The organism is Bradyrhizobium sp. SZCCHNR3119, assembly GCF_032487775.1.
Classification (GTDB): Bacteria; Pseudomonadota; Alphaproteobacteria; order Rhizobiales; family Xanthobacteraceae; genus Bradyrhizobium.
Genome location: NZ_JAUEUV010000002.1, coordinates 236324 through 256047 on the forward strand (window position 1 = coordinate 236324; position 19724 = coordinate 256047).

Here is a 19724-nt window from a genome sequence, read left to right on the forward strand (position 1 = left end):
TGGTAAGCGTTTCGCGCACCGGCGAAACGCTACGGCGCACCGGGGTCGAACTACGGCAAACAAGTTTGTTGTTCGTCAGCTCGATCGCGGCCGATCCTGGCGATTGAGAGCAGGGCAGCTACTTGTCAGTGCTTCGCGACGACCGGACCGCCCCAGCGGTAGTTCACGCGCAACGTCGCGAGGTCCGCGTCCTGGCTCACCGTCTCGCCGCGCGAGGCCGCACCAGCGGGAACGCCGGAGAAATTGAGCGCGCGGTTGCCCATGAAGATGTGGTCGTATTCCGCGGCGACCGACCAGTTCGGCGCAAAGCCGACCTCGATGCCGGTGCCGACGGTGCCTCCCCAACGGGTCTCGGCGGCGCGATCGAACACGGTGCCCGCAACTGTCGCCAGACCGTTGTATTTGTCGCCGACCACGGCCGCGCCGCCCTTCACGTACCACAGCGCGTTGTTCCAGGCATAACCGACCTGGCCGGTGAACAGGCCGACGGAGTCGATCTTGGTCTGATTGGTGGTCGCTGCCAAGGCCTGGCTGGCATTGCTGCCCTTGAGATCGGCCCAGTTGCCCTGCGCTTCGAGGCCGAAGACGAAGGCGCCGTTCTGCCAGCGGTAACCGATCTGGCCACCGGCGAGAGCACCAGTGGCGTTGTGACAGCCCTCTGAGGTCCCTGTTGCCGTGTTCGTCCAGCAGGTGTGGGCAGAGCCGCCCCCGGCGTTCAGGCCGACATAGAACCCGCCCCAATCATAGATGGCGGCGAGCATGGCAGGCGCTTTGGTGTAGGTGCGCGCGGGCAGATCGGCTGCGATCGCCGGCGCCGCCCCCAGCGCCAGCAACGTTGCCGCCCCCAGCAACATTCCCCACATCGCAGTCCCCAAGTCCCGTCCGACGCCCGCACGCACACCAACACCCCCCGCCGCTGGGGTCTATAGCCGTTTTCCCTGTCAGTGGCCGTCACCGAAATGCCACAACGACTAGCCAAGTTCCACAGCTGTCGCGCCAAGCCGGTAGCAAACAAAAGGCCGGCGCGAGGCCGGCCTTCCGGAATTGGTATTTGCCGCGCAATCAGTACGCAATCAGTACTTGGCGATGACCGGTCCGTTGAAGTGCCAGATGATACCGGCCTTGACGGTGTGAACCGTATCCTTCCACTCGGAACGATTGGTCGGAACAGGCGAGTACTGGATCGTGCTTTTGCCGAAATCGATGAAATTGTATTCGAGTTTGGCCGACCAGTTCGGGGCGAACATGTATTCGCCACCGGCGCCGACGGTCCATCCCCAACGCCAGTCGTTCTGAGAGAAGGAGTTGGCCGCACCGCCATTGAGGGCTGCGTCGTAGCGATGCTGGAGGTCGCCGACAGCCGCGCCGCCGCTGATGAAGAGCAGCCACGGGCCGTTCGCCCAGCCAGCGCGGCCCTTGATGTCGCCGAAGCTGCGCAGCTTGGTGAAGTAAGTGTCGCCGAGACCTGCATTGACCACACCCGAGCGGCCGCTGATGTCGGACCAGTGGTAGTCGCCCTCGATGCCGATCAGGTAGTTCCCGAACTGCCAATTGTAACCGGCTACGCCACCGACGAAGCCGCCGGACGTGTTGTAGCTCTGGGTGCCCACGAAGATTGCCGTGTTCGGCGCGCCGAAGAAGGTCTCTTTGCTGCGACCCCAGCCGCCGCCGCCTTGGACACCGATGTAGAATCCGGCCCAAGTGGGCGGAAGCGGTGCGGCGATAGGTGGCGCCTTGGTGTAGGGCCGGGCGGCCAGGTCGGCGGCGCTGGCCGACGTCACCAGTCCAAGAGCAATCAGGCTAACAGCACCAAGCAAAAACTTTTTCATTGCATACCCTTTCAAATTTGCGCGCTTCGTTACGTGCGCTCGGAAGCGCGGGTGTTCGTGTTGGCCGCACTCGCGTTCCGATTGAATATACGACGATTCAACCCATGATGCTGTGTCCGAAAGGCAACAATGGCGCCCAATCAGCGGCGAAAGCCGGGCCATTCGCGTACCACGGCATCTTGGTCCAGGCTTCAACCGATCTTGGATGGCGCCAGTCATCGGCGGGGCGACGCGACCCCAGCAATATTCCACGCATCGCGCAGTTCCCAGCCAAGGGGGCGTCGAACCAAACCGGCAACCAACAAAAAGGCCGGCGCGAAGCCGGCCTTTCCGAGAAGAGGATTTGCGCGTTTAGTAGCGGGCAATGATCGGGCCGCCGAAGCGATAGTTCAGCCGAACCAGGCCGATATCGGCATCCTGTTTGATGCGATCGCTGGCAGAAAACGCGCCAGCCGGCGTGACCGAGTCGACGGTATGCCGGCCAAGAAAGAGGTGGTCATATTCGACGCCCACCGACCAATTCGGAGCAAAGCCGTATTCAAGGCCGACGCCGATGGTTCCACCCCAGCGGGTGTTGTCAGCGGAGTCGACGAGGGTGCCCACAACGTTGAAGGTCCTGAACCTGTCTCCGACAACCGCGACGCCGCCCTTCCCATAGACCAGAACATTGTTCCAGGCGTAGCCGACCTGGCCGGTGATCAGGCCGAATGCGTTGATCTTGGACTGATCGGTGAGGCCTGCGGCAACAAGCGCGGTGCCGCCCAGCAGATTGACGTTGCTGCCACGGAAGTTGGCCCAGTTGCCCTGGCCTTCGACGCCGAACACCCAGCTCGCCATCTGCCAGCGATAGCCGATCTGGCCGCCGGCCGTCGCACCGGTCGCGTCGTGGCAACCCTCGTCCAACGGTGTCGCCAGCGTACCAAAGCCTGCGGAGGAAACCAGATCCCAGCACTTATGGCTCGAACCGCCGCCGGCGTTGATGCCGATGTAGAAGCCGCTCCAGTCATAAAGCACCGGCGCAACCGGAGGTGGGGCTTTGGTGTATGGACGTGCAGCGAGGTCGGCGGCACTTGCAGGCGTGACCAGTCCCAGGGCGATCAAACTCACGGCACCAAGTAAAATCTTTCTCATCAGAAGTTCTCCCGCATTGCGCGCTTTCATTTGGGTCCCCCGGAAAGCGCCAACTAACAAATCTGTCCGACCGCCGAGGCGGCTTGTCATTGCTTGTGCAGAATACGCGATTCAACTCAAAATGCTGTCGCCAAAAAGCCACACCCTGGTCGCGAAATGGGAGTTCTGATGGCGTCATAAGTTAATGAAAGTGCTTAAGTATCTGGGATGCCATGGAACTTCATTCCGGTTCCCGGCGGGAACTTGGTCAAATTTCGCCTCAAACGGGAACTCTACGCATGGTTGTGGGAATAGGATTCGAACAAAGCTGGAACGTGGCGCGACGGCTTGCTATATGTGGATAATCAAGGAGAAGGCGGGTCGCCGGCGCGACAAGCGTATAGGGTCCGCCGACTGAGGAAGGACCCCAGCCGCCGCATGCCGATCGGCCGGTGGGCACCGGTCCAGGAATTCGAGCCGCGGGAGAGTGTGATGGCGGGAAGTGTGAATAAAGTGATTCTGGTGGGCAATCTCGGCAAGGATCCCGAGATTCGGCGCACCCAGGACGGGCGGCCGATTGCCAATCTCAGCATCGCGACCTCGGAGACATGGCGCGACAAGGCGACAGGTGAGCGCAAGGAAAAGACCGAGTGGCACCGCGTCGTCATCTTCAACGAGGGGCTTTGCAAAGTTGCCGAGCAGTATCTGAAGAAGGGCGCGAAGGTTTACATCGAGGGCGCGCTGCAGACCCGCAAATGGACCGATCAGAGCGGCGTCGAGAAGTACTCCACCGAGGTGGTGCTGCAGGGGTTCAACTCGACGCTGACGATGCTGGATGGCCGGGGCGGCGGTGGCGGCGGCAGCTTTGCCGACGAGCCAGGCGGCGATTTCGGCATCGGTGGGCCGTCATCCGCACCAGCGCCGCGCCGGCCGGTTCCGGCCGGTGGCCGCAACAGCGACATGGACGACGACATTCCGTTCTGATCGCCGGCGGGGCGCGTTGAGAAACGCGGGTCTGGCGCCACATTTTCCTCGACCGACGAGCGCCTTAAGTCACTGGAAAAACGAACAGAAAAAGCCGCCCCTTCCGTGCGGGGAGGGGTGGTTTGCGGGGCTGCGATGCGCTATATGATTCGCATCGATTTCCGCGTGCAAAACTGACCGGATCCCCAATTGTCCGACACTGAAGATGAGAAGCCCGGCGAGCCGGGCGGACCTTCCGACATTCGCCCCGTCTCCATCCTCGACGAGATGAAACGCTCCTACCTCGATTACGCGATGAGCGTGATCGTGGCGCGTGCGCTGCCTGACGCGCGTGACGGGTTGAAGCCGGTGCACCGCCGCATCCTGTACTCGATGTACGAGCAGGGGCACACGCCGGACAAGAAATACGTGAAGTCCGCCCGCGTGGTCGGCGACGTCATCGGTAAATATCACCCGCATGGCGACCAGTCGATTTACGACGCCATGGTCCGCATGGCGCAGGACTTCTCCATGCGCGTGCCGCTGATCGACGGCCAGGGCAATTTCGGCTCGGTCGACGGTGATCCGCCGGCAGCCTATCGATACACGGAAGCGCGGCTGGCGAAGTCGGCGATCCCGCTGCTCGACGACATCGACAAGAACACGGTCGACTTCGTTCCGAACTACGACAACTCTGACAAGGAGCCGTCGGTCCTTCCGGCCAAGTTTCCGAACCTGCTGGTCAACGGCGCCGGCGGCATCGCGGTCGGCATGGCGACCAACATCCCGCCGCACAATCTCGGCGAGGTGATCGACGCCTGTGTGGCGCTGATCGACAATCCCGCGCTCACGATCGACGAACTGATCAACATCATCCCGGGCCCGGATTTCCCGACCGGCGGCATCATTCTCGGACGCGCCGGCATCCGCTCCGCTTACCATCTCGGCCGCGGCTCGATCGTGATGCGGGGCAAGGTGACGATCGACACGATCCGCAAGGATCGCGAGGCGATCATCATCTCGGAGATCCCCTATCAGATCAACAAGGCCACGATGGTGGAGCGCATCGCCGATTTGGTGCGCGAGAAGAAGATCGAAGGCGTCGCCGATCTGCGCGACGAGTCCGATCGCGAGGGCTACCGCGTGGTGGTCGAGTTGAAGCGCGATGCGGTACCCGACGTGGTGCTGAACCAGCTCTACAAGTTCACGCCGCTGCAGACGAGTTTCGCCGCCAACATGCTCGCGCTCGATGGCGGCCGACCGCAGACGATGAACCTGAAGGATTTCCTGACGCTGTTCATCGCCTTCCGCGAACAGGTGGTGACGCGGCGGACCAAATATCTGCTCGGCAAGGCCCGCGACCGCGCCCATATCTTGGTCGGTCTTGCGGTTGCGGTGGCCAATATCGACGAGGTCATCCGGGTCATCAGGACGTCGCCCGATCCCGCCACAGCGCGCGACGCGCTGATGTCGCGCGACTGGCCGGCGCGCGACGTCGAGTCCATCATCACCTTGATCGACGATCCGCGCCATCGGCTTGCCGACGACGGCACGATCCGGCTGTCGCTGGAGCAGGCCAAGGCGATCCTCGACCTGCGCCTGCAGCGGCTGACCGCACTCGGCCGTGAAGAGATTTCGGACGAACTCGACAAGCTGAAGATCGAGATCAACGACTATCTCGATATCCTGCGCTCGCGCGCCCGTGTCCAGGGCATCATCAAGACCGAACTCGCGGCCGTTAAGACCGAGTTCGGCACGCCGCGCAGGACCGTCATCATCGAGCAGGAAGGTGAGGTCGAAGACGAGGACCTGATCCAGCGCGAGGACATGGTGGTGACGGTATCGCACGCCGGCTACGCCAAGCGCGTGCCGCTGTCGGCCTATCGCGCCCAGCGCCGCGGCGGTAAAGGCCGCGCGGGCATGCAGACCCGCGAGGAGGATTTCGTCAGCCGCCTGTTCGTGGCCTCGACCCATACGCCGGTCCTGTTCTTCTCCTCGCGCGGCCAGGTCTACAAGGAGAAGGTCTGGCGGCTGCCGGTCGCCGCCCCCAACGGGCGCGGCAAGGCGCTGATCAACATCCTGCCGCTGGAGCAGGGCGAACGCATCACCACCATCATGCCGCTGCCGGAGGACGAATCCTCCTGGGCCAATCTCGACGTGATGTTCGCCACGACGGGCGGCAATGTCCGCCGCAACAAGCTGTCGGATTTCGTCGAGGTCCGCCGTTCCGGCATGATCGCGATGAAACTCGACGAGGGCGAAGAGATCGTCGATGTCCAGATCTGTACCGAGCGCGACGACGTGCTGCTGACCGCCGCCGGCGGTCAGTGCATCCGCTTCCCGGTCAATGACGTCCGCGTCTTCACCGGGCGCACCTCGATGGGCGTGCGCGGCATTGCGCTGCCATCGGCCGACAAGGTCATCTCGCTGTCCATCCTGCGCCACATGGAGGTCGACTCCGAGGAGCGTGCCGCTTACCTGCGCCGCGCCAATGCCGTGCGCCGCGGCGGGGCCGAAGAGGAGACGGGGATCGATACCGAGGAGGCAGCAGCCGGCTCGACCGTCGAACTCGGCGAGCAGCGCTATGTCGAGATGTCGGCGGCGGAGCAGTTCGTGCTGACAATCAGCGAGAACGGTTATGGCAAGCGGACCTCGTCGTTCGAGTACCGCACCACCGGTCGCGGCGGAAAGGGCATCGTCGCGATGTCCGTCAATGAACGCAATGGCAAGCTCGTTGCCTCGTTCCCGGTCGAGGACGCCGACCAGATCATGCTGGTGACCGACAAGGGCCAGTTGATCCGCTGCCCGGTCGAGGACATCCGGATTGCCGGCCGCTCGACGCAGGGCGTGATCGTGTTCAACACCGCCGACGACGAGAAGGTGGTCTCGGTCGAGCACATCGGCGAGGAGTCGGAGAACGGCGCCGGCGGAAACGGCCATAGCGACCAGGGAAACGGGGATCAGGCGAATAGCGAGTAGCCGAATGGTGAACAGGGAGGGCGAGCAGGATCGAGCCTATTCGCTACTCCCCATTCGCTATTCGCAGATGTTCGCTGCAGCGTGTTTCACTGCGGCTTGTCGACCGCCACGACCCGTGCGTCGTTAACCACTGCCTTCGTTCCCGCGGTGCGTAGGCACGCCGCCTCGAAATTCGGCCAGGCTTGCTCCGAGCAGCCGCGACCGATCGGGCGGATGTCGAGGCGGTCGCCTTTGGCGAGCGGCTGCGGCACGCTGGCTTCGACCTTCGGGGCGAAACCGGGCAGAATGGTCAGGGCAGCAGCCACGAACGCGGCCACCGCAATGGCAGAAAGCGCTTTGATCACGACGATCCCCTGTCGAGGGCCGTTCTGGCCCTTGTTGTGGAGGCTGAATACAAGGCGCGGGTTTCTAGTCTCCTTCGCAAAAGCCTGAAAATGGTTTCATCCCGTTAGGATTTGTTTCTTGGCGCCGCGGCGGGCGAAACAAAGGGCGGCTTGCCGGTCGTTTGCAGCGGGTATAGGAGGGGCCTATGCCGCGCATTGCCCTTTATCCCGGATCTTTCGATCCCGTCACCAACGGCCATCTGGACGTGGTCCGGCAGGCCGTCCACCTCTGCGACCAACTCGTCGTCGCGGTCGGAGTCCACTCCAGCAAGAAGCCGCTGTTCTCCACCGAGGAGCGGCTTGCCATGGTGCGGGAGGCGTTCGGCCCCGTTGCGGCACAGGCATCCTGCGGCTTCGATGCCACAACCTATGACAATCTTACGGTGACGGCGGCGCAAAAAGCCGGAGCGATCCTGATGATCCGCGGCCTGCGCGACGGCACCGATCTGGATTACGAGATGCAACTCGCAGGCATGAACCAGGTCATGGCGCCGGGAATCCAGACCGTGTTCGTCCCGGCCTCCGTCGCCGTCCGTCCGATCACCGCCACACTGGTTCGTCAAATCGCTGCCATGGGCGGCGATGTATCGTCCTTCGTGCCGCCATCCGTCGCGAGCAGCCTCGCCGCCAAATTTCGCTGATACGGCACGTCGCGCGCAATCACCGACTTCCGTCCTCCACCCTCCGGAGTTTTCATGATCCGAGCTATCGCCGTTATCTTCGCCCTCGTCTTTGCCGTTCCGGCTTTGGCGCAGTCGCTGCCCGCAGGGCTCGACAAGCAGAACGCGCTCGTCATCGACACCACCAAGGGCCGCATCGTCATCAAGCTGCGCACCGACCTCGCCCCGCAGCACGCCGAACGGCTGAAGACGCTGGCGCGCGAAGGGTTCTACAACAACGTGCCGTTCCATCGCGTGATGGACGGCTTCATGGCGCAGACCGGTGACGGTCAGAACTTCAACGGCACCGGCGGCTCGAAATACCCGAACCTGAAGCAGGAATTCTCGAACGTGCCGTTCAAGCGTGGCACGGTCGGCATGGCCCGGCGCGGCGACAGCGTCGATTCCGCCAATTCGCAGTTCTTCATCTGCTTCGGCGATGCGTCGTTCCTCAATGGCCAATACACCGTCGTCGGCGAGGTCGTGCAGGGCATGGACGTGGTCGACAAGTTGAAGAAGGCGCCGTCCGGCTCGTCTTCGGGCAGCGTCACCGATCCCGATAAGATGGTGAAGGTGCAGGTCGCTGCCGACATGAAGTGACTTCGAGGGACTTGGCGCACGGCACCGCGGGTTGAGCGGTGCCGCAGCCCGGCCTGCGCCGGTGCGGGACCACACCGGTGCAACGCGCTTAACGAAATCTTTGCCAAGCGGCCCGGCTCTTGGTACGCCGACCGACAATGCCATTTATCGAGATATGGGCCAGTGCGATTGCACGCCCGCGGGCATTTAAGTTCCCCCTTCGAACGAGTTCCCGTATCCCGTCGAACTCAAACCATTGAGAGACAAGCATGGCTGTCACCGAAAACACCTTGATCCTTGAGACCACCCAGGGCCCCGTGACCATCGAGATGCGCCCGGATCTGGCACCCAACCACGTGGCGCGGATCAAGGAGCTGGTGCGGGAAGGTTTCTATGACGGGATCGTGTTCCACCGCGTCATCGACGGCTTCATGGCTCAGACCGGCTGCCCGCAAGGCACCGGCACCGGCGGCTCCGGCAAGAAGCTGAAGGCCGAATTCAATGCGGAGCCCCACGTGCGCGGCACGGCCTCGATGGCCCGCGCGGCCAGCCCCGATTCCGGCGACAGCCAGTTCTTCATCTGCTTCGACGACGCCCGCTTCCTGGACAAGCAGTATACGGTCTGGGGCAAGGTCACCGAGGGCATGGAGAACGTCGACAAGATCAAGCGCGGCGAGCCGGTGCAGAACCCGGACAAGATCGTCAAGGCGTACATGGCCGCAGACGCGCAGTAATGGATCGATCCTCATGGTGAGGAGCGTGCGCCGCACGCGTCTCGAACCATGAGGCCCCAGACATCCCGGCCTCATCCTTCGAGACGCCCGCCGGCGGCGGGCTCCTCTGGATGAGGGTCGGCGTGGTGCCGAGCCAACGATGCGCACCGAACTGTTCGACTTCCATCTTCCGCCCGAAAACATCGCCCTGCGGCCGGCGAGCCCGCGGGACTCTGCGCGCATGCTGGTGGTGCAGGGTGATGGCGTGCTGCGCGATCGGCTCATTAGCGATCTGCCGGACTGGCTCGAGCCCGGTGACCAGCTGGTCGTCAACGACACGAAGGTGATCGCAGCGCAACTGTCAGGCCGCCGGATCGGGCGCGAGACCGAGCCGAAGATCGAGGCCACGCTGATCAAGCGGCTCGATGGCTCGCGCTGGCAGGCACTGGTGCGGCCGGCCAAAAAGCTCGCACCGGGCGATACGATCCGGTTCGGCAATGAGGGCAGGGTGTGCCTGCTGGGGCACCTGGACGCGTCCGTCGAGGCCAAAGGCGCCGAAGGCGAGGTGACGCTGTCGTTCTCCTTCCACGGCCCGACGCTCGACCAGGCGATCGCGGACCTCGGCCGCCCGCCGCTGCCGCCCTACATCGCCGGCAAGCGCGCCGCCGATGAACGTGACGCCGACGACTATCAGACCATGTTCGCGGCGAAGGAGGGGGCCGTCGCTGCGCCGACAGCTGGCCTGCATTTCACGCCGGCGCTGGAAGAGCGTTTGCGCGCCCGCGGAGTCGGGCTGCAGCGGGTCACGCTGCATGTCGGGGCCGGCACCTTCCTGCCCGTGAAGGTCGAGGACACCGAAGGCCATAAAATGCATGCGGAGTGGGGCAGCGTGTCGGAAGCGACCGCTGCAGCACTGAACGAGGCGCGCGCGCAAGGCGGCCGCATCGTGGCCGTCGGCACGACCTCGCTGCGGCTGTTGGAAAGCGCGGCCAGAGGCGATGGCACGATCGCAGCCTTCGAAGGCGAAACCTCGATCTTCATCACGCCGGGCTACCGCTTCCGCGCCGTCGACATCCTGCTCACCAATTTCCACCTGCCGCGCTCGACGCTGTTCATGCTGGTCTCGGCCTTTTCGGGGCTCGACGAGATGAAAGCGGCCTACGCACATGCGATTGCGAGCGGCTACCGCTTCTATTCCTACGGCGATGCGTGCCTGTTGTTCCGCCGCGGTGAAGAAGATGTGCGGAGTCCGTAGGTATTGCCCCAGACGCTGGCTCGTCATTGCGAGCGAAGCGAAGCAATCCCGTCGTGCCGCGGGATAAGAACTGGATTGCTTCGTCGCCTTCGGCTTCTCGCAATGACGCGCGGGTGTCGTTACGCCATCACGCGTTCCGGCAGCAGCTCCGCGATCTGCACCGCGTTCAGCGCAGCGCCCTTCAAGAGCTGATCCGCCGAGACGAACATCGCGATCGAATGCCCGGTCGGATCGGAGAGGTCCTTCCTGATCCGGCCGACCAGCACGTCATCCTGGCCGGAGGTGTCGACAGGCATCGGGAAGTAGTTCTTGGCGCGATCGTCGACGATGCGCACGCCGGGTGCGGTGGCAAGAATGCGCCGGACGTCGTCTTCCGAGATCGGCTTCTCGCATTCGATGGTGATGGCTTCGCAATGGGCGCGCAGCACCGGCACGCGCACGCAGGTGACGCCGATCGCGATGGCCTCATCCTCGAAGATCTTCCGGGTCTCGTTGATGACCTTGGTCTCTTCGTCGTTGTAGCCGGTCTCCGCATCGATCGCCGTGTTGTGGCTGAACAGGTTGAATGCGTAGGGATGCGGCATCACCTTCGGGGCATAGACCTGCCCGTTGAGATTGGCGCGGGTCGACTGCACGAGCTCGTCCATGGCGGCCGCACCGGCGCCGCTGGCGGCCTGGTAGGTCGAGATGATGACGCGCTTGATCCGGTTCTTCTGATGGATCGGCCACAGCGGCACCAGCGCGGTGATGGCGGCGCAATTCGGATTGGCGATGATCCCCTTGTGGTCCCGAATGCGGCCCGCGTTGATCTCCGGGATCACCAGCGGCACGTTCGGGTCCATGCGGAAGGCTGAGGAGTTGTCGACGACCACGGCGCCTGAGCGCACCGCGATCGGCGCGAACTTCCTGGAGATGCCGCCGCCGGCCGAGAATAGCGCGATATCGACGCCCTCGAACGAGCGCTCGTTGAGCTCCTCGATGGTGACCGTCTGGCCGCGAAAATTCAGGGGCTGTCCGGCCGAGCGGGCGCTCGCCAGCGCCTTCAGCTTGCCGACGCGGAAGTTGCGGCGGTCCATGGTGGCGATGAATTCGGCGCCGACAGCGCCGGTCACGCCGACAATGGCAACAACGGGGTCGTTCTTCACGTCTCTGTCTCCAGTTGGAATTTAGGCAATAAAAAAGCCCCGGACCTTCATCAGGCGGGGCTTCGGTTCGAAGATGTCGCGGTTAGGTTCGTCTACGCGCGCACGCCTCCCGAGGCCCTGCTGGGCTTGGTGGTTTTCGTCGTGCGTTTGGTCGCGGTGAACATGGCGCAGGACCATAGTGGCGGCGGGAACCGCCGTCAACGGACTTTGTGACCGGAATTGGGCTCGACCAGGTTGAAACCGGCTCCGCGCTGACGCAATAAACCCGTCATGAGCCTCCCAGAAGACACCAGCCTTCCCAATCATTTCGAGCTGCTTGCGACTGACGGCGCTGCGCGCACCGGCCGCCTCACCACGCCGCATGGGGTGGTGCGCACGCCTGCCTTCATGCCGGTCGGCACGGCGGGTGCCATGAAGGGGATTCATTGGCGCGAGGTCCGCGACGCGGGCGCCGACATCGTGCTGGGCAACACCTACCACCTGATGCTGCGTCCGGGCGCGGAACGGATCGCGGCGCTCGGAGGCCTGCAGCGTTTCACCGGCTGGGGCGGGCCGATGCTGACCGATTCCGGCGGCTTCCAGGTGATGTCGCTATCCGAGCTCCGCAAGCTGACGGAAAATGCCGTTACGTTTCGCTCCCATATCGACGGCACCAAGATCGAGCTGTCGCCGGAGCGCGCCATCGAGGTGCAGCGCCTGCTCGGCTCCGACATCGCGATGCAGCTCGACGAGTGCGTGCGGCTGCCGGCCGGGCGCGACGACATCGAGCGCGCGATGCAGCTGTCGCTGCGCTGGGCCGCGCGGTGCCGCCGCGCCTTCGAGACTGCGCCGGCCGGATACATGCTGTTCGGTATCGTGCAGGGCGGCGACGTCCCAAGCTTGCGGGAGACGAGCGTACGCGGCCTGGTCGATATCGGTTTCCACGGCTATGCGATCGGCGGCCTCGCGGTCGGTGAGCCGCAGGCGGTGATGCTCGCGATGATCGAAGCCACGGCGCCGGTGCTGCCCGCCGACCGGCCGCGCTATCTGATGGGCGTCGGCACGCCGGATGACTTGCTGGAGTCGGTCAAGCGCGGCATCGACATGTTCGACTGCGTGCTGCCGACCCGCAACGGACGGCACGGCGTCGCGTTCACCCGTTTCGGGCCGGTGAATCTGCGCAATGCGCGCCACGCCGACGACCCGCGTCCCCTCGATGAGGAGAGCCCGTGGCCGGCGGCGCGCAGCTATTCGCGCGCATATCTGCATCATCTGGTCAAGGCGGGCGAGACGCTCGGTGCGATGCTTCTGTCGGAGATCAACATCGCCTACTATCAGCAACTGATGGCCGGCATGCGCGGTGCGATCGCCGCCGGCACTTTCGCTCAGTTCTATGCTGAGACGCGCGCAAACTGGTCACGCGGTGATATCGCCGCGCGATGACACTCCCAGCTGATGGAAGCCGGCTCAGGACGACAGGGCAGCGCAGGCGAACCGCTTGTGGACGACGTGCTTGGTCACAAAGCCGTAACCGCAGGTGTCGCAGGTCCAGAGATAGCTGATCGCGTTATCGGCAAGATAGGCAGACGCTTCGGCCGCAATCATGGAATCTGCACAGACCGGACATGTCGGAAGATCGCTGCCGCGCGGATTTGGCCTCGGCGTGCTGGTCGACATGAGTTCAGCAAGTGCTGACATGGTGACCTCCGTTGCGATCTTAGAGCGGGGATCTCAAGCGTTGCGATCTCTCAAAGGTGGAGACGTCGAGCGTGGGATCGCGTTCTTGCGACCGATCAGCGCGTCAGCGCCCGACATCATGGTTACTATACACTCAGATGTTTGACCTTGTCGCAACACAAATACGTTGTTTTTGCGTAATTTAGCCGCGACAAGTTGTGCGCCGCAGCGGCTCTCATGTCGCAGAAACGTGCTTGCGCAGTGCAACACCCTGTCCAATGATGCGTTACGAAAACTTAACCTGTCGCGCCTGCGCGCAAGGAGTGTCTCAATGGATGCGTCATCTGCTGCCGAAAACACGCCGCGTCCGGGCCGAGGACGCGTGTTCGAATCGATTGTCGACGCGATCGGAAACACGCCGATTGTGCGGCTGCGAAGGCTGCCGGAGCAGCACGGCGTCAATGCAACGATCCTTGCCAAGCTGGAATACTTCAATCCAGCCGCGAGCGTGAAGGATCGCATCGGCGCGGCGATGATTATCGCGATGGAGAAGGCGGGCATCATCAACAAGGACACCGTGCTGATCGAACCGACCTCGGGAAATACCGGAATCGCGCTGGCTTTCGTCGCGGCGTCGCGCGGCTACCGGCTCAAGCTCGTGATGCCGGAATCGATGTCGATCGAACGTCGCAAGATGCTCGCCTTCCTCGGTGCAGAGCTGGTACTGACGCCCGCCGCACAGGGAATGAAGGGCGCGATCGCGACTGCCGAGGAGCTATTGAGAACCACTCCGAATTCGGCGATGCCGCAGCAGTTCAAGAATCTCGCCAATCCCGAGATTCATCGCCGCACCACCGCCGAGGAGATCTGGAACGACACCGGCGGCAATATCGACGTCTTCGTCGCGGGCGTCGGCACCGGCGGTACGATCACCGGCGTCGGGCAGGTGCTCAAGCCGCGCAAGCCGTCGTTGAAGGTGGTGGCCGTCGAGCCGGAGGAGAGCCCGGTGCTGTCAGGCGGGATGCATTCGCCGCATAAGATCCAAGGCATCGGCGCCGGCTTCGTCCCGGACATTCTCGATCGCTCCGTGATTGATGAGATCGTCAAGATCAACAGCACGACGGCGATCGAGACCTCTCGCGCACTGGCCCGCAACGAAGGCATCCCCGGCGGCATCTCCTCGGGCGCGGCGATCGCCGCGGCGCTTGCGATCGGCAAGCGGCCGGAGAGCGCGGGCAAGACCATTCTTGCGATCGTGCCGTCCTTCTCCGAACGCTATTTGTCGACTGCGCTTTTCGAAGGAATGTGAATGATGGCGAACCAACCGCGACGTCCACGCACGCTCGCCGACGCCCGCACGGAAGCCGAGGCCGCGTTCAAGAAGGTCACGACCAAACCCGTCGAGGCACCGCCGAAAAAGGCGGCGATCCCCGGCGTCAAGGAGCAGGTGACCTTGCGGATCGACCAGGACGTGCTCGAGCATTTCCAGGCCGGAGGCCCCGGCTGGCAGGACCGCATCAACGCCGCGCTGCGCAAGGCCGCAGGCCTGTAAGGGCAAAGATTAGCCGCTCAGCAGGTCCGCGCTCTTGCATACCAGTTGCGACTACCTGCGCAGTGCGCCGCCGAGGACGCCGCCCATCATGCCGCCGATGAAGGCCGCACCGGCGGCGTTGCCAGCATTGTCCGGCGGCGGGTTGCGGTACACCGGCGCGGCGCTCGGCGGCGGGGCGCTGCCGGCTGCGACATTGCCGCTGGGCCTGGCACGGCGAGGCTTGGCTGCGGGGTCGCTCATCGAAGCCGTTGCCGGGGCGGGCTGCGGCTCGGCGAGCAGCGCCTTGTGTTGCAGCCTGGTCAGATAGCCTGTCGAAGGATAACCGCGTGCCGCCTGCCAGCGCTTGACGACCCCTCGGGTCTCGTCATCGAAGATGCCGGTCATCTTGGTGTCGAAGCCAAGGCCGGTCAGACGGCGCTGCACGTCGCGCCGCTTGCTCTTGTCGAGACCGATCTGATCCTCGCTGACCTGGCTGCCTTCCTCGGTGAACACAGCGGGATCGCCCCCCTTGGCGACGTTCCGCGTGGCATTGTTCGCGGCGCCGCTTTCGATCGAGGCGATGCGAGCGAGTGCCAGCGTCTTGAACTGGCCGTTGGGATAGGTCGAGAGGTAGGCGTTGAGCTCTTCCGGCCTGTTGGAGTCCTTCACCGAGCGCCAGAACTCGAGCTCGGCCTCGGCATTGGCCGAAGAGGCGGCATTGGCCGGAACATTGCCCGGGATGGCAGCCGCGCTCGTTGCCGGCGTTGCAGCGGGATTGAGATAAACCGCGCCGATCAGATTGGTATGGCCCCAGGGCAATTGGCCCTTGCTGGTCTCCTCGTTGACCTGGGCGCGCACCTCCGTCATCGCCTGCTGGATTTCGACGCCTGGCTGGGCGATGTGGGCGATCAGAGCGCGGGTGAACGGGCTGTTGGCGCCGGCCTCGCCGTCGAGCGCGGTCTGGCCGGGGCCGGTGGCGAATGCGATCAAGGTGCCTTCACCCGATTTCATTTCGGCAAGGCCCGTCTGGACCGTGACGCTGCGGGTCGGCGAGTTCGACTTGATCTTGGCAGCGAACGGATTGTCGCGGCAGGCGTCGAGGAAGACCAGCTTGACCTTGGCATCGCCCATCGTCTGATCGAGCGTCACGTCGATGTTGATGGCGGAGCCGAGCTTCACGTCCATCTCGGATTTCAGGTCGGCATCGACCGGCAGCAGGTAGTTGGTGCCGGAGATCGCAATGCCGTGCCCGGCATAATAAAACACCGCGATATCGGCGCCCTGTGCCTTCCGGCCGAAATCGAGCAGCTTTTCGGTCATCTTGTCGCGGGTGAGATTGGAGCCCTCGACCACGTCGAAACCGACATTGCGCAGGGTTGCGGCCATGGCCTTCGCATCGACCGGAGGGTTCGGCAGCGGCGCGACGTTCTTGTAGGCGCCATTGCCGACCACGAAGGCGACACGCCGATCCGCTTTGGCAGCTTCCGCCGTCAGCGCCATGCAAAGCAGCGACAGACCGATGGTGAGACAACGCATCAGGACATCCCCCAGGAGAAGCGAAGTGATCACTGCGACATTAGTCGCGGCGGACGCGAAAAGGTCTCGTCGCCGATGCCAAAAAAATCGATCGAGACTTGATTTTTGCGCAGCTGTTGCGCGGAAATTCACGTTTCCGGGGACGCGGCTATGTGATCGGATCACACGCGGGGAGCCGCAATGAGGGATGTTCGCGCGACCTCAGCTCCGCGCGCGCACGGCGACCGGCTGTGCCGGCCGCAAGTTGAGCAGGTTGCCGCCAAGGATCAGCGCCGCCCCCAGCAAGGTAAAAGCATCGAGCTGTTCGGCATAGAGCAGCCAGCCGGCGGCCGCGGTCAGCGGTACGCGCAGGAAGTCCATGGGGACCACGATGGTGGCATCCGCATAGAGCATCGCGCGCGCCATGCAGAGGTGCGAGAATGTGCCGCAGATCGCGATCACGACAATCCAGCCCCAGATCGTGGCCGAGGGCGAGGTCCAGAGCGCCAGCGTCGGCACCAGGCCCGCCGCGGCCTGGATCGAGAGCATCCAGAAGATGATGGACACGGTCGGCTCGGTGCGGGTGAGGGACTTCACCAACACGATCGAGATGCCGAACCCCATCGCCGCACCAAGTGCGATCAATTGGCCGGGGTTGATGGCACCCGCATCGGGACGAACGATCACGAGCACCCCGATCAGGCCGAGCATGATGGCGGAAAGCTTGTAGATCGTGAGCCGCTCGCCAAGAAAGCTCGCCGCGAGCAACGCAGTCCAGATCGGCATGGTGAACTCGATCGCGACGACCTGACCGATCGGGATCAAGGTAAGCGCGAAGAACCAGCCGAGTTGAGCGACGTAATGCACGAGATTGCGGGCGATGTGCTGGGGCAACCGCTTGGTCCGCAAAGTGGCGGGACCGCCGCCCAGCCAGACCAATGGCGATAGCATCACAAGGCCGAGCAGGCAGCGCAGCTCCATCAGCTCGAACACATTGAGCTCGCGCAGCGCTTCACGCCCGGCCACGGCCATCACCAGCATGAAGCTGAGCCAGCCCGCCATCCATGAGGCGGCCATCATCTTGGAAGCAGGTCGGTGCATGGGCGGGAAGGGAAGGTGACTGCCTGTAACAAGGGCAGGGCTGTATCGCCTCCCAGGTACAGCTTGCAAACGAAATCGGCAGATGTGCCGCAATCAGGCGGGCAATGGAACTGGCAGCGGCGCAACAAAAGCATGGAATGCGGACGTGTTCCGTCCTAAAGCGGGCGCTCCGAGCAGGCCAAAAGAATATCCAGAAGAGACAATCACGACATGTCCGACCGTCCCACCTCCGCCGATTTTCTCACGGCGTTCGCGACCGGCTGGCCCGAGAAGGAGCCGCATCTAATGGTGTTGTCGCTGACCACGCACAAGGGCGTGCAGGACTTCGCCATGACCAAGGAGCAGGCGCTCTTGATTGCGAAGACGATCAAGCAGACCGCGGCGCAGCTGGCCACGCCAAAGGCGGGGACGCCGCTCCGCGGCTAGGCTCGCTCAGCGCGACAACGAGATATTGGCGCCGCGGAACTGGCTGTCGGCGCGGATCGAGACCGACTGCCGGTTGCCGCGCGTTGCGAGCGTGATATTGGCGTTGAAGCCGGCAGCGCTGGCGGCTAGCTGGAAGTTGCCGCCGCCGCCACGGCCCTGGAGCATGCCATTGATGCCGCGGCTCGATTCGCTCCAGCTGCCGGAGATCGCAGAGCCCTGTGCCACGACGTTGGCGGAGAGATTGAACTTATAGGCGTCGCTCGCGCAGGTCAGCGACAAGTTCAAACGCGGACCAGATACGGCGTAGCTGGCGCGGCAGCGGATCCGCTCCGTCGAGCCGTCCTCGAGCGCCACCGTGCCGCTGCCATGCCAATTGCCGGCCATTCCAGTGAAGGGGCCGGGGTCGGCGTGACTGGGAGCGCTGAGACCGCTCGCACCAAAAAAGACGGCGGCTGTCATGAGCCGCCGAACCGTCTTCAAACTCGAAAAACGCGTGTTACAGCCGCGACGCCTGCCAGCGTCCGCTGCACGGAATGCCCGCTGAAGCGCCATTCCACTTACCCGAACCGGAATTGCCATTGAGCTGACCATTTGCGTATGCCCCGTTGATCGAGACCTTAACCAGGCCTTCCCGCCCAATCGAACCAGAGACGTTGGCACCCGGCGCCGAAATTCTACCGTCAGCGACGGTCAGGGTCGAGCTTGCGGAGGGCTCACAGCTGCCGCTATTGGTCACAATTGTAACCTGCCATTGTCCATCATAGGGGGATTGGGCAAAAGCAGGGGCCGCAGCACTGCCGGCCAAGATGGTCGCCACCAAAGCCATTCCGATGCGATCAAGACGCATGAATCAGTTCCTCAAATGTGAGTGATGGCTTCAGCTTATTTGGAAAAATTGTGACGAAAGTTTGCCGCAGTGCGGCGGTAAAAATTTCACGAATAATATCAATATGATAAAGGTTAATCGTCTTATCGGGCCAGCGGCATCCGAGCCAAGCTCAGGGCCGCAATTGGCGCGTCCCTACTTGAATACCGCGCTGGGCTTTGCGTGGGAAGCCAGATTCCGGGCGGACGCATGCGCAAACTGCGCGTGCGCCAATCGCCTTCGACGTGCTGCCTTCAAGACGGCGTGAGGCTCGGGGCCTTGGTGGCGAACTGCTCATCCTGCGGCTTGGCGGGGATGGAGCCATGCGCCTTGGCGTAATCGATGACTTGGCCGAGCAGCTTCAATCCGAGCGGGGCAAGCGCGCGCTCCCACAATTCGCGGGCCGTCTCGCCCTTCTTGACGAAGCACCAGTCCTGGGCGGCAATGGCGCCTGCATCCATGCGCTCGGCGAGGTGATAGATCGTTCCGCCCGCGACCGGGTCGCCCTCCTTGATCGTCCATTCGACCGCGGCCTTGCCGCGGTGACGGGGGAGGAGCGAGGGATGGTAGCCGATGCCGCCGAGCTTGGCAGCGGCCACGGCCGCTTGCGCGACGCGGGCATGGCTATGCGCCGTGACGATCAACTCGGTCCCCGGCGCGATTTCTTCCGGAGTGACGAGGTGCGGATCGGCCTGGACGACGACTTCGATGCCGGCGGCGCGGGCTGCGGCGGCCAAGCGGTCCTCGCCATCATGCACGACCACGCGCGCGATCTCGACGTCCTTGTCCCGCAACATGTTCAGTGTGGCCACACCGAAATGGCGGGAGCCGACGAGGGTGATACGCATGATGGATTTGTCTTCCGAGGTTGAATTTCGACGGGGCAGGCCAAGGACGGATGACGGCGGGGCTAGAGGAGTGGATCGGACCTCGCGCCCTGCCGGCGCAATATCCAGGCCCGTACCAAATCCAAAGCCCCACGACCGTCAACGAGATAGCTCGCTCGGTCAAATCA

The 19724-nt window shown here is 63.6% G+C and carries 21 protein-coding genes; 10 read left to right on the forward strand and 11 right to left on the reverse strand.

The genetic code is table 11. The features are described from left to right. Window positions 1-125: 125 nt before the first annotated feature. From QX034_RS28370 to QX034_RS28380, 3 genes are all read right to left on the reverse strand, one after another. Entirely contained in the window at window positions 126-863 is a 738-nt protein-coding gene (locus QX034_RS28370) for an outer membrane protein (protein ID WP_315730049.1), read from the reverse strand. A 210-nt stretch (window positions 864-1073) separates the two neighbouring features. Next, a complete protein-coding gene (locus QX034_RS28375; RefSeq protein ID WP_315704091.1) occupies window positions 1074-1829 on the reverse strand; it encodes an outer membrane protein in 756 nt (251 codons plus the stop codon). A 351-nt stretch (window positions 1830-2180) separates the two neighbouring features. Then, window positions 2181-2960, reverse strand: a complete 780-nt coding sequence (locus QX034_RS28380) for an outer membrane protein (protein ID WP_315730048.1) — start codon at window positions 2958-2960, stop codon at window positions 2181-2183. 471 nt (window positions 2961-3431) lie between these two features. On the opposite strand from QX034_RS28380, the gene QX034_RS28385 reads away from it, so the two are divergent. Both QX034_RS28385 and gyrA read left to right on the forward strand, forming a co-directional pair. Beyond that, window positions 3432-3923, forward strand: a complete 492-nt coding sequence (locus QX034_RS28385) for a single-stranded DNA-binding protein (RefSeq protein ID WP_315704295.1) — start codon at window positions 3432-3434, stop codon at window positions 3921-3923. A gap of 189 nt (window positions 3924-4112) precedes the next feature. Next, the gene (gene gyrA, locus QX034_RS28390; protein ID WP_315730047.1) at window positions 4113-6881 is read left to right on the forward strand and encodes a DNA gyrase subunit A; all 2769 of its coding nucleotides are present in this window, start codon (window positions 4113-4115) and stop codon (window positions 6879-6881) included. Window positions 6882-6967: 86 nt separating this feature from the next. Here gyrA and QX034_RS28395 read toward each other — a convergent pair whose 3' ends face one another. Then, entirely contained in the window at window positions 6968-7225 is a 258-nt protein-coding gene (locus tag QX034_RS28395; protein WP_315730046.1) for a hypothetical protein, read from the reverse strand. Between the two features lie 185 nt (window positions 7226-7410). Here QX034_RS28395 and coaD point away from each other — a divergent pair, with 185 nt between their 5' ends. The 4 genes from coaD (at window position 7411) to queA (ending at window position 10470) form a co-directional block, all read left to right on the forward strand. Next, window positions 7411-7905, forward strand: a complete 495-nt coding sequence (gene coaD, locus QX034_RS28400; protein WP_315704087.1) for a pantetheine-phosphate adenylyltransferase — start codon at window positions 7411-7413, stop codon at window positions 7903-7905. Between the two features lie 54 nt (window positions 7906-7959). After that, window positions 7960-8523 carry a peptidylprolyl isomerase gene (locus QX034_RS28405; RefSeq protein WP_315704086.1) on the forward strand — a complete coding sequence of 188 codons (564 nt, stop codon included), beginning with the start codon at window positions 7960-7962 and terminating at the stop codon, window positions 8521-8523. 248 nt (window positions 8524-8771) lie between these two features. Then, window positions 8772-9236: a peptidylprolyl isomerase gene (locus tag QX034_RS28410; RefSeq protein WP_315704085.1), complete on the forward strand. Its 465-nt coding sequence runs from the start codon at window positions 8772-8774 to the stop codon at window positions 9234-9236. A 139-nt stretch (window positions 9237-9375) separates the two neighbouring features. Beyond that, a complete protein-coding gene (queA, locus tag QX034_RS28415; RefSeq protein ID WP_315704084.1) occupies window positions 9376-10470 on the forward strand; it encodes a tRNA preQ1(34) S-adenosylmethionine ribosyltransferase-isomerase QueA in 1095 nt (364 codons plus the stop codon). 119 nt (window positions 10471-10589) lie between these two features. Here queA and QX034_RS28420 read toward each other — a convergent pair whose 3' ends face one another. Further along, window positions 10590-11615 carry an aspartate-semialdehyde dehydrogenase gene (locus QX034_RS28420; RefSeq protein WP_316196183.1) on the reverse strand — a complete coding sequence of 342 codons (1026 nt, stop codon included), beginning with the start codon at window positions 11613-11615 and terminating at the stop codon, window positions 10590-10592. Window positions 11616-11885: 270 nt separating this feature from the next. On the opposite strand from QX034_RS28420, the gene tgt reads away from it, so the two are divergent. After that, a complete protein-coding gene (gene tgt, locus QX034_RS28425; RefSeq protein WP_316196185.1) occupies window positions 11886-13037 on the forward strand; it encodes a tRNA guanosine(34) transglycosylase Tgt in 1152 nt (383 codons plus the stop codon). A gap of 24 nt (window positions 13038-13061) precedes the next feature. On the opposite strand, the gene QX034_RS28430 is transcribed toward tgt, so the two are convergent. Further along, a complete protein-coding gene (locus QX034_RS28430) occupies window positions 13062-13292 on the reverse strand; it encodes a hypothetical protein (protein ID WP_315704081.1) in 231 nt (76 codons plus the stop codon). A 310-nt stretch (window positions 13293-13602) separates the two neighbouring features. Between QX034_RS28430 and cysK the strand changes: the two genes are divergently transcribed. Together cysK and QX034_RS28440 are read left to right on the forward strand one after the other, a co-directional pair. Next, complete coding sequence (gene cysK, locus QX034_RS28435) at window positions 13603-14580, forward strand: cysteine synthase A (protein WP_315742248.1); 978 nt, start codon at window positions 13603-13605, stop codon at window positions 14578-14580. A gap of 3 nt (window positions 14581-14583) precedes the next feature. Continuing rightward, window positions 14584-14823, forward strand: a complete 240-nt coding sequence (locus tag QX034_RS28440) for a BrnA antitoxin family protein (RefSeq protein WP_315767914.1) — start codon at window positions 14584-14586, stop codon at window positions 14821-14823. A gap of 51 nt (window positions 14824-14874) precedes the next feature. Here QX034_RS28440 and QX034_RS28445 read toward each other — a convergent pair whose 3' ends face one another. After that, the gene (locus tag QX034_RS28445; RefSeq protein ID WP_316167550.1) at window positions 14875-16338 is read right to left on the reverse strand and encodes a caspase family protein; all 1464 of its coding nucleotides are present in this window, start codon (window positions 16336-16338) and stop codon (window positions 14875-14877) included. 201 nt (window positions 16339-16539) lie between these two features. After that, on the reverse strand, window positions 16540-17418 hold the full coding sequence (locus tag QX034_RS28450; protein WP_316167552.1) for a DMT family transporter: 879 nt from the start codon (window positions 17416-17418) through the stop codon (window positions 16540-16542). A gap of 210 nt (window positions 17419-17628) precedes the next feature. On the opposite strand from QX034_RS28450, the gene QX034_RS28455 reads away from it, so the two are divergent. After that, the gene (locus tag QX034_RS28455; RefSeq protein WP_315704076.1) at window positions 17629-17844 is read left to right on the forward strand and encodes a hypothetical protein; all 216 of its coding nucleotides are present in this window, start codon (window positions 17629-17631) and stop codon (window positions 17842-17844) included. 6 nt (window positions 17845-17850) lie between these two features. Here the strand turns inward: QX034_RS28455 and QX034_RS28460 are convergent, their stop codons facing one another. The 3 genes from QX034_RS28460 to QX034_RS28470 form a co-directional block, all read right to left on the reverse strand. Continuing rightward, complete coding sequence (locus QX034_RS28460; protein WP_409977496.1) at window positions 17851-18303, reverse strand: hypothetical protein; 453 nt, start codon at window positions 18301-18303, stop codon at window positions 17851-17853. Between the two features lie 37 nt (window positions 18304-18340). After that, window positions 18341-18691: a hypothetical protein gene (locus QX034_RS28465; protein ID WP_315704074.1), complete on the reverse strand. Its 351-nt coding sequence runs from the start codon at window positions 18689-18691 to the stop codon at window positions 18341-18343. Window positions 18692-18963: 272 nt separating this feature from the next. Continuing rightward, window positions 18964-19557: a formyltransferase family protein gene (locus tag QX034_RS28470; RefSeq protein WP_315704073.1), complete on the reverse strand. Its 594-nt coding sequence runs from the start codon at window positions 19555-19557 to the stop codon at window positions 18964-18966. Between the last annotated feature and the right edge of the window lie 167 nt (window positions 19558-19724).

What these genes read in the sequence shown, in the direction of transcription:
- QX034_RS28440 (WP_315767914.1), top strand. Translation starts at nt 14,584, where the DNA reads ATGGCGAACCAACCGCGACGTCCACGCACGCTCGCCGACGCCCGCACG.
- QX034_RS28460 (WP_409977496.1), bottom strand. Translation starts at nt 18,303, where the DNA reads ATGACAGCCGCCGTCTTTTTTGGTGCGAGCGGTCTCAGCGCTCCCAGT.
- QX034_RS28465 (WP_315704074.1), bottom strand. Translation starts at nt 18,691, where the DNA reads ATGCGTCTTGATCGCATCGGAATGGCTTTGGTGGCGACCATCTTGGCC.
- QX034_RS28410 (WP_315704085.1), top strand. Translation starts at nt 8,772, where the DNA reads ATGGCTGTCACCGAAAACACCTTGATCCTTGAGACCACCCAGGGCCCC.
- cysK (WP_315742248.1), top strand. Translation starts at nt 13,603, where the DNA reads ATGGATGCGTCATCTGCTGCCGAAAACACGCCGCGTCCGGGCCGAGGA.
- QX034_RS28405 (WP_315704086.1), top strand. Translation starts at nt 7,960, where the DNA reads ATGATCCGAGCTATCGCCGTTATCTTCGCCCTCGTCTTTGCCGTTCCG.
- queA (WP_315704084.1), top strand. Translation starts at nt 9,376, where the DNA reads ATGCGCACCGAACTGTTCGACTTCCATCTTCCGCCCGAAAACATCGCC.
- QX034_RS28375 (WP_315704091.1), bottom strand. Translation starts at nt 1,829, where the DNA reads ATGAAAAAGTTTTTGCTTGGTGCTGTTAGCCTGATTGCTCTTGGACTG.
- QX034_RS28470 (WP_315704073.1), bottom strand. Translation starts at nt 19,557, where the DNA reads ATGCGTATCACCCTCGTCGGCTCCCGCCATTTCGGTGTGGCCACACTG.
- QX034_RS28450 (WP_316167552.1), bottom strand. Translation starts at nt 17,418, where the DNA reads ATGCACCGACCTGCTTCCAAGATGATGGCCGCCTCATGGATGGCGGGC.
- QX034_RS28445 (WP_316167550.1), bottom strand. Translation starts at nt 16,338, where the DNA reads ATGCGTTGTCTCACCATCGGTCTGTCGCTGCTTTGCATGGCGCTGACG.
- QX034_RS28385 (WP_315704295.1), top strand. Translation starts at nt 3,432, where the DNA reads ATGGCGGGAAGTGTGAATAAAGTGATTCTGGTGGGCAATCTCGGCAAG.
- QX034_RS28380 (WP_315730048.1), bottom strand. Translation starts at nt 2,960, where the DNA reads ATGAGAAAGATTTTACTTGGTGCCGTGAGTTTGATCGCCCTGGGACTG.
- tgt (WP_316196185.1), top strand. Translation starts at nt 11,886, where the DNA reads ATGAGCCTCCCAGAAGACACCAGCCTTCCCAATCATTTCGAGCTGCTT.
- QX034_RS28455 (WP_315704076.1), top strand. Translation starts at nt 17,629, where the DNA reads ATGTCCGACCGTCCCACCTCCGCCGATTTTCTCACGGCGTTCGCGACC.
- coaD (WP_315704087.1), top strand. Translation starts at nt 7,411, where the DNA reads ATGCCGCGCATTGCCCTTTATCCCGGATCTTTCGATCCCGTCACCAAC.
- QX034_RS28430 (WP_315704081.1), bottom strand. Translation starts at nt 13,292, where the DNA reads ATGTCAGCACTTGCTGAACTCATGTCGACCAGCACGCCGAGGCCAAAT.
- QX034_RS28370 (WP_315730049.1), bottom strand. Translation starts at nt 863, where the DNA reads ATGTGGGGAATGTTGCTGGGGGCGGCAACGTTGCTGGCGCTGGGGGCG.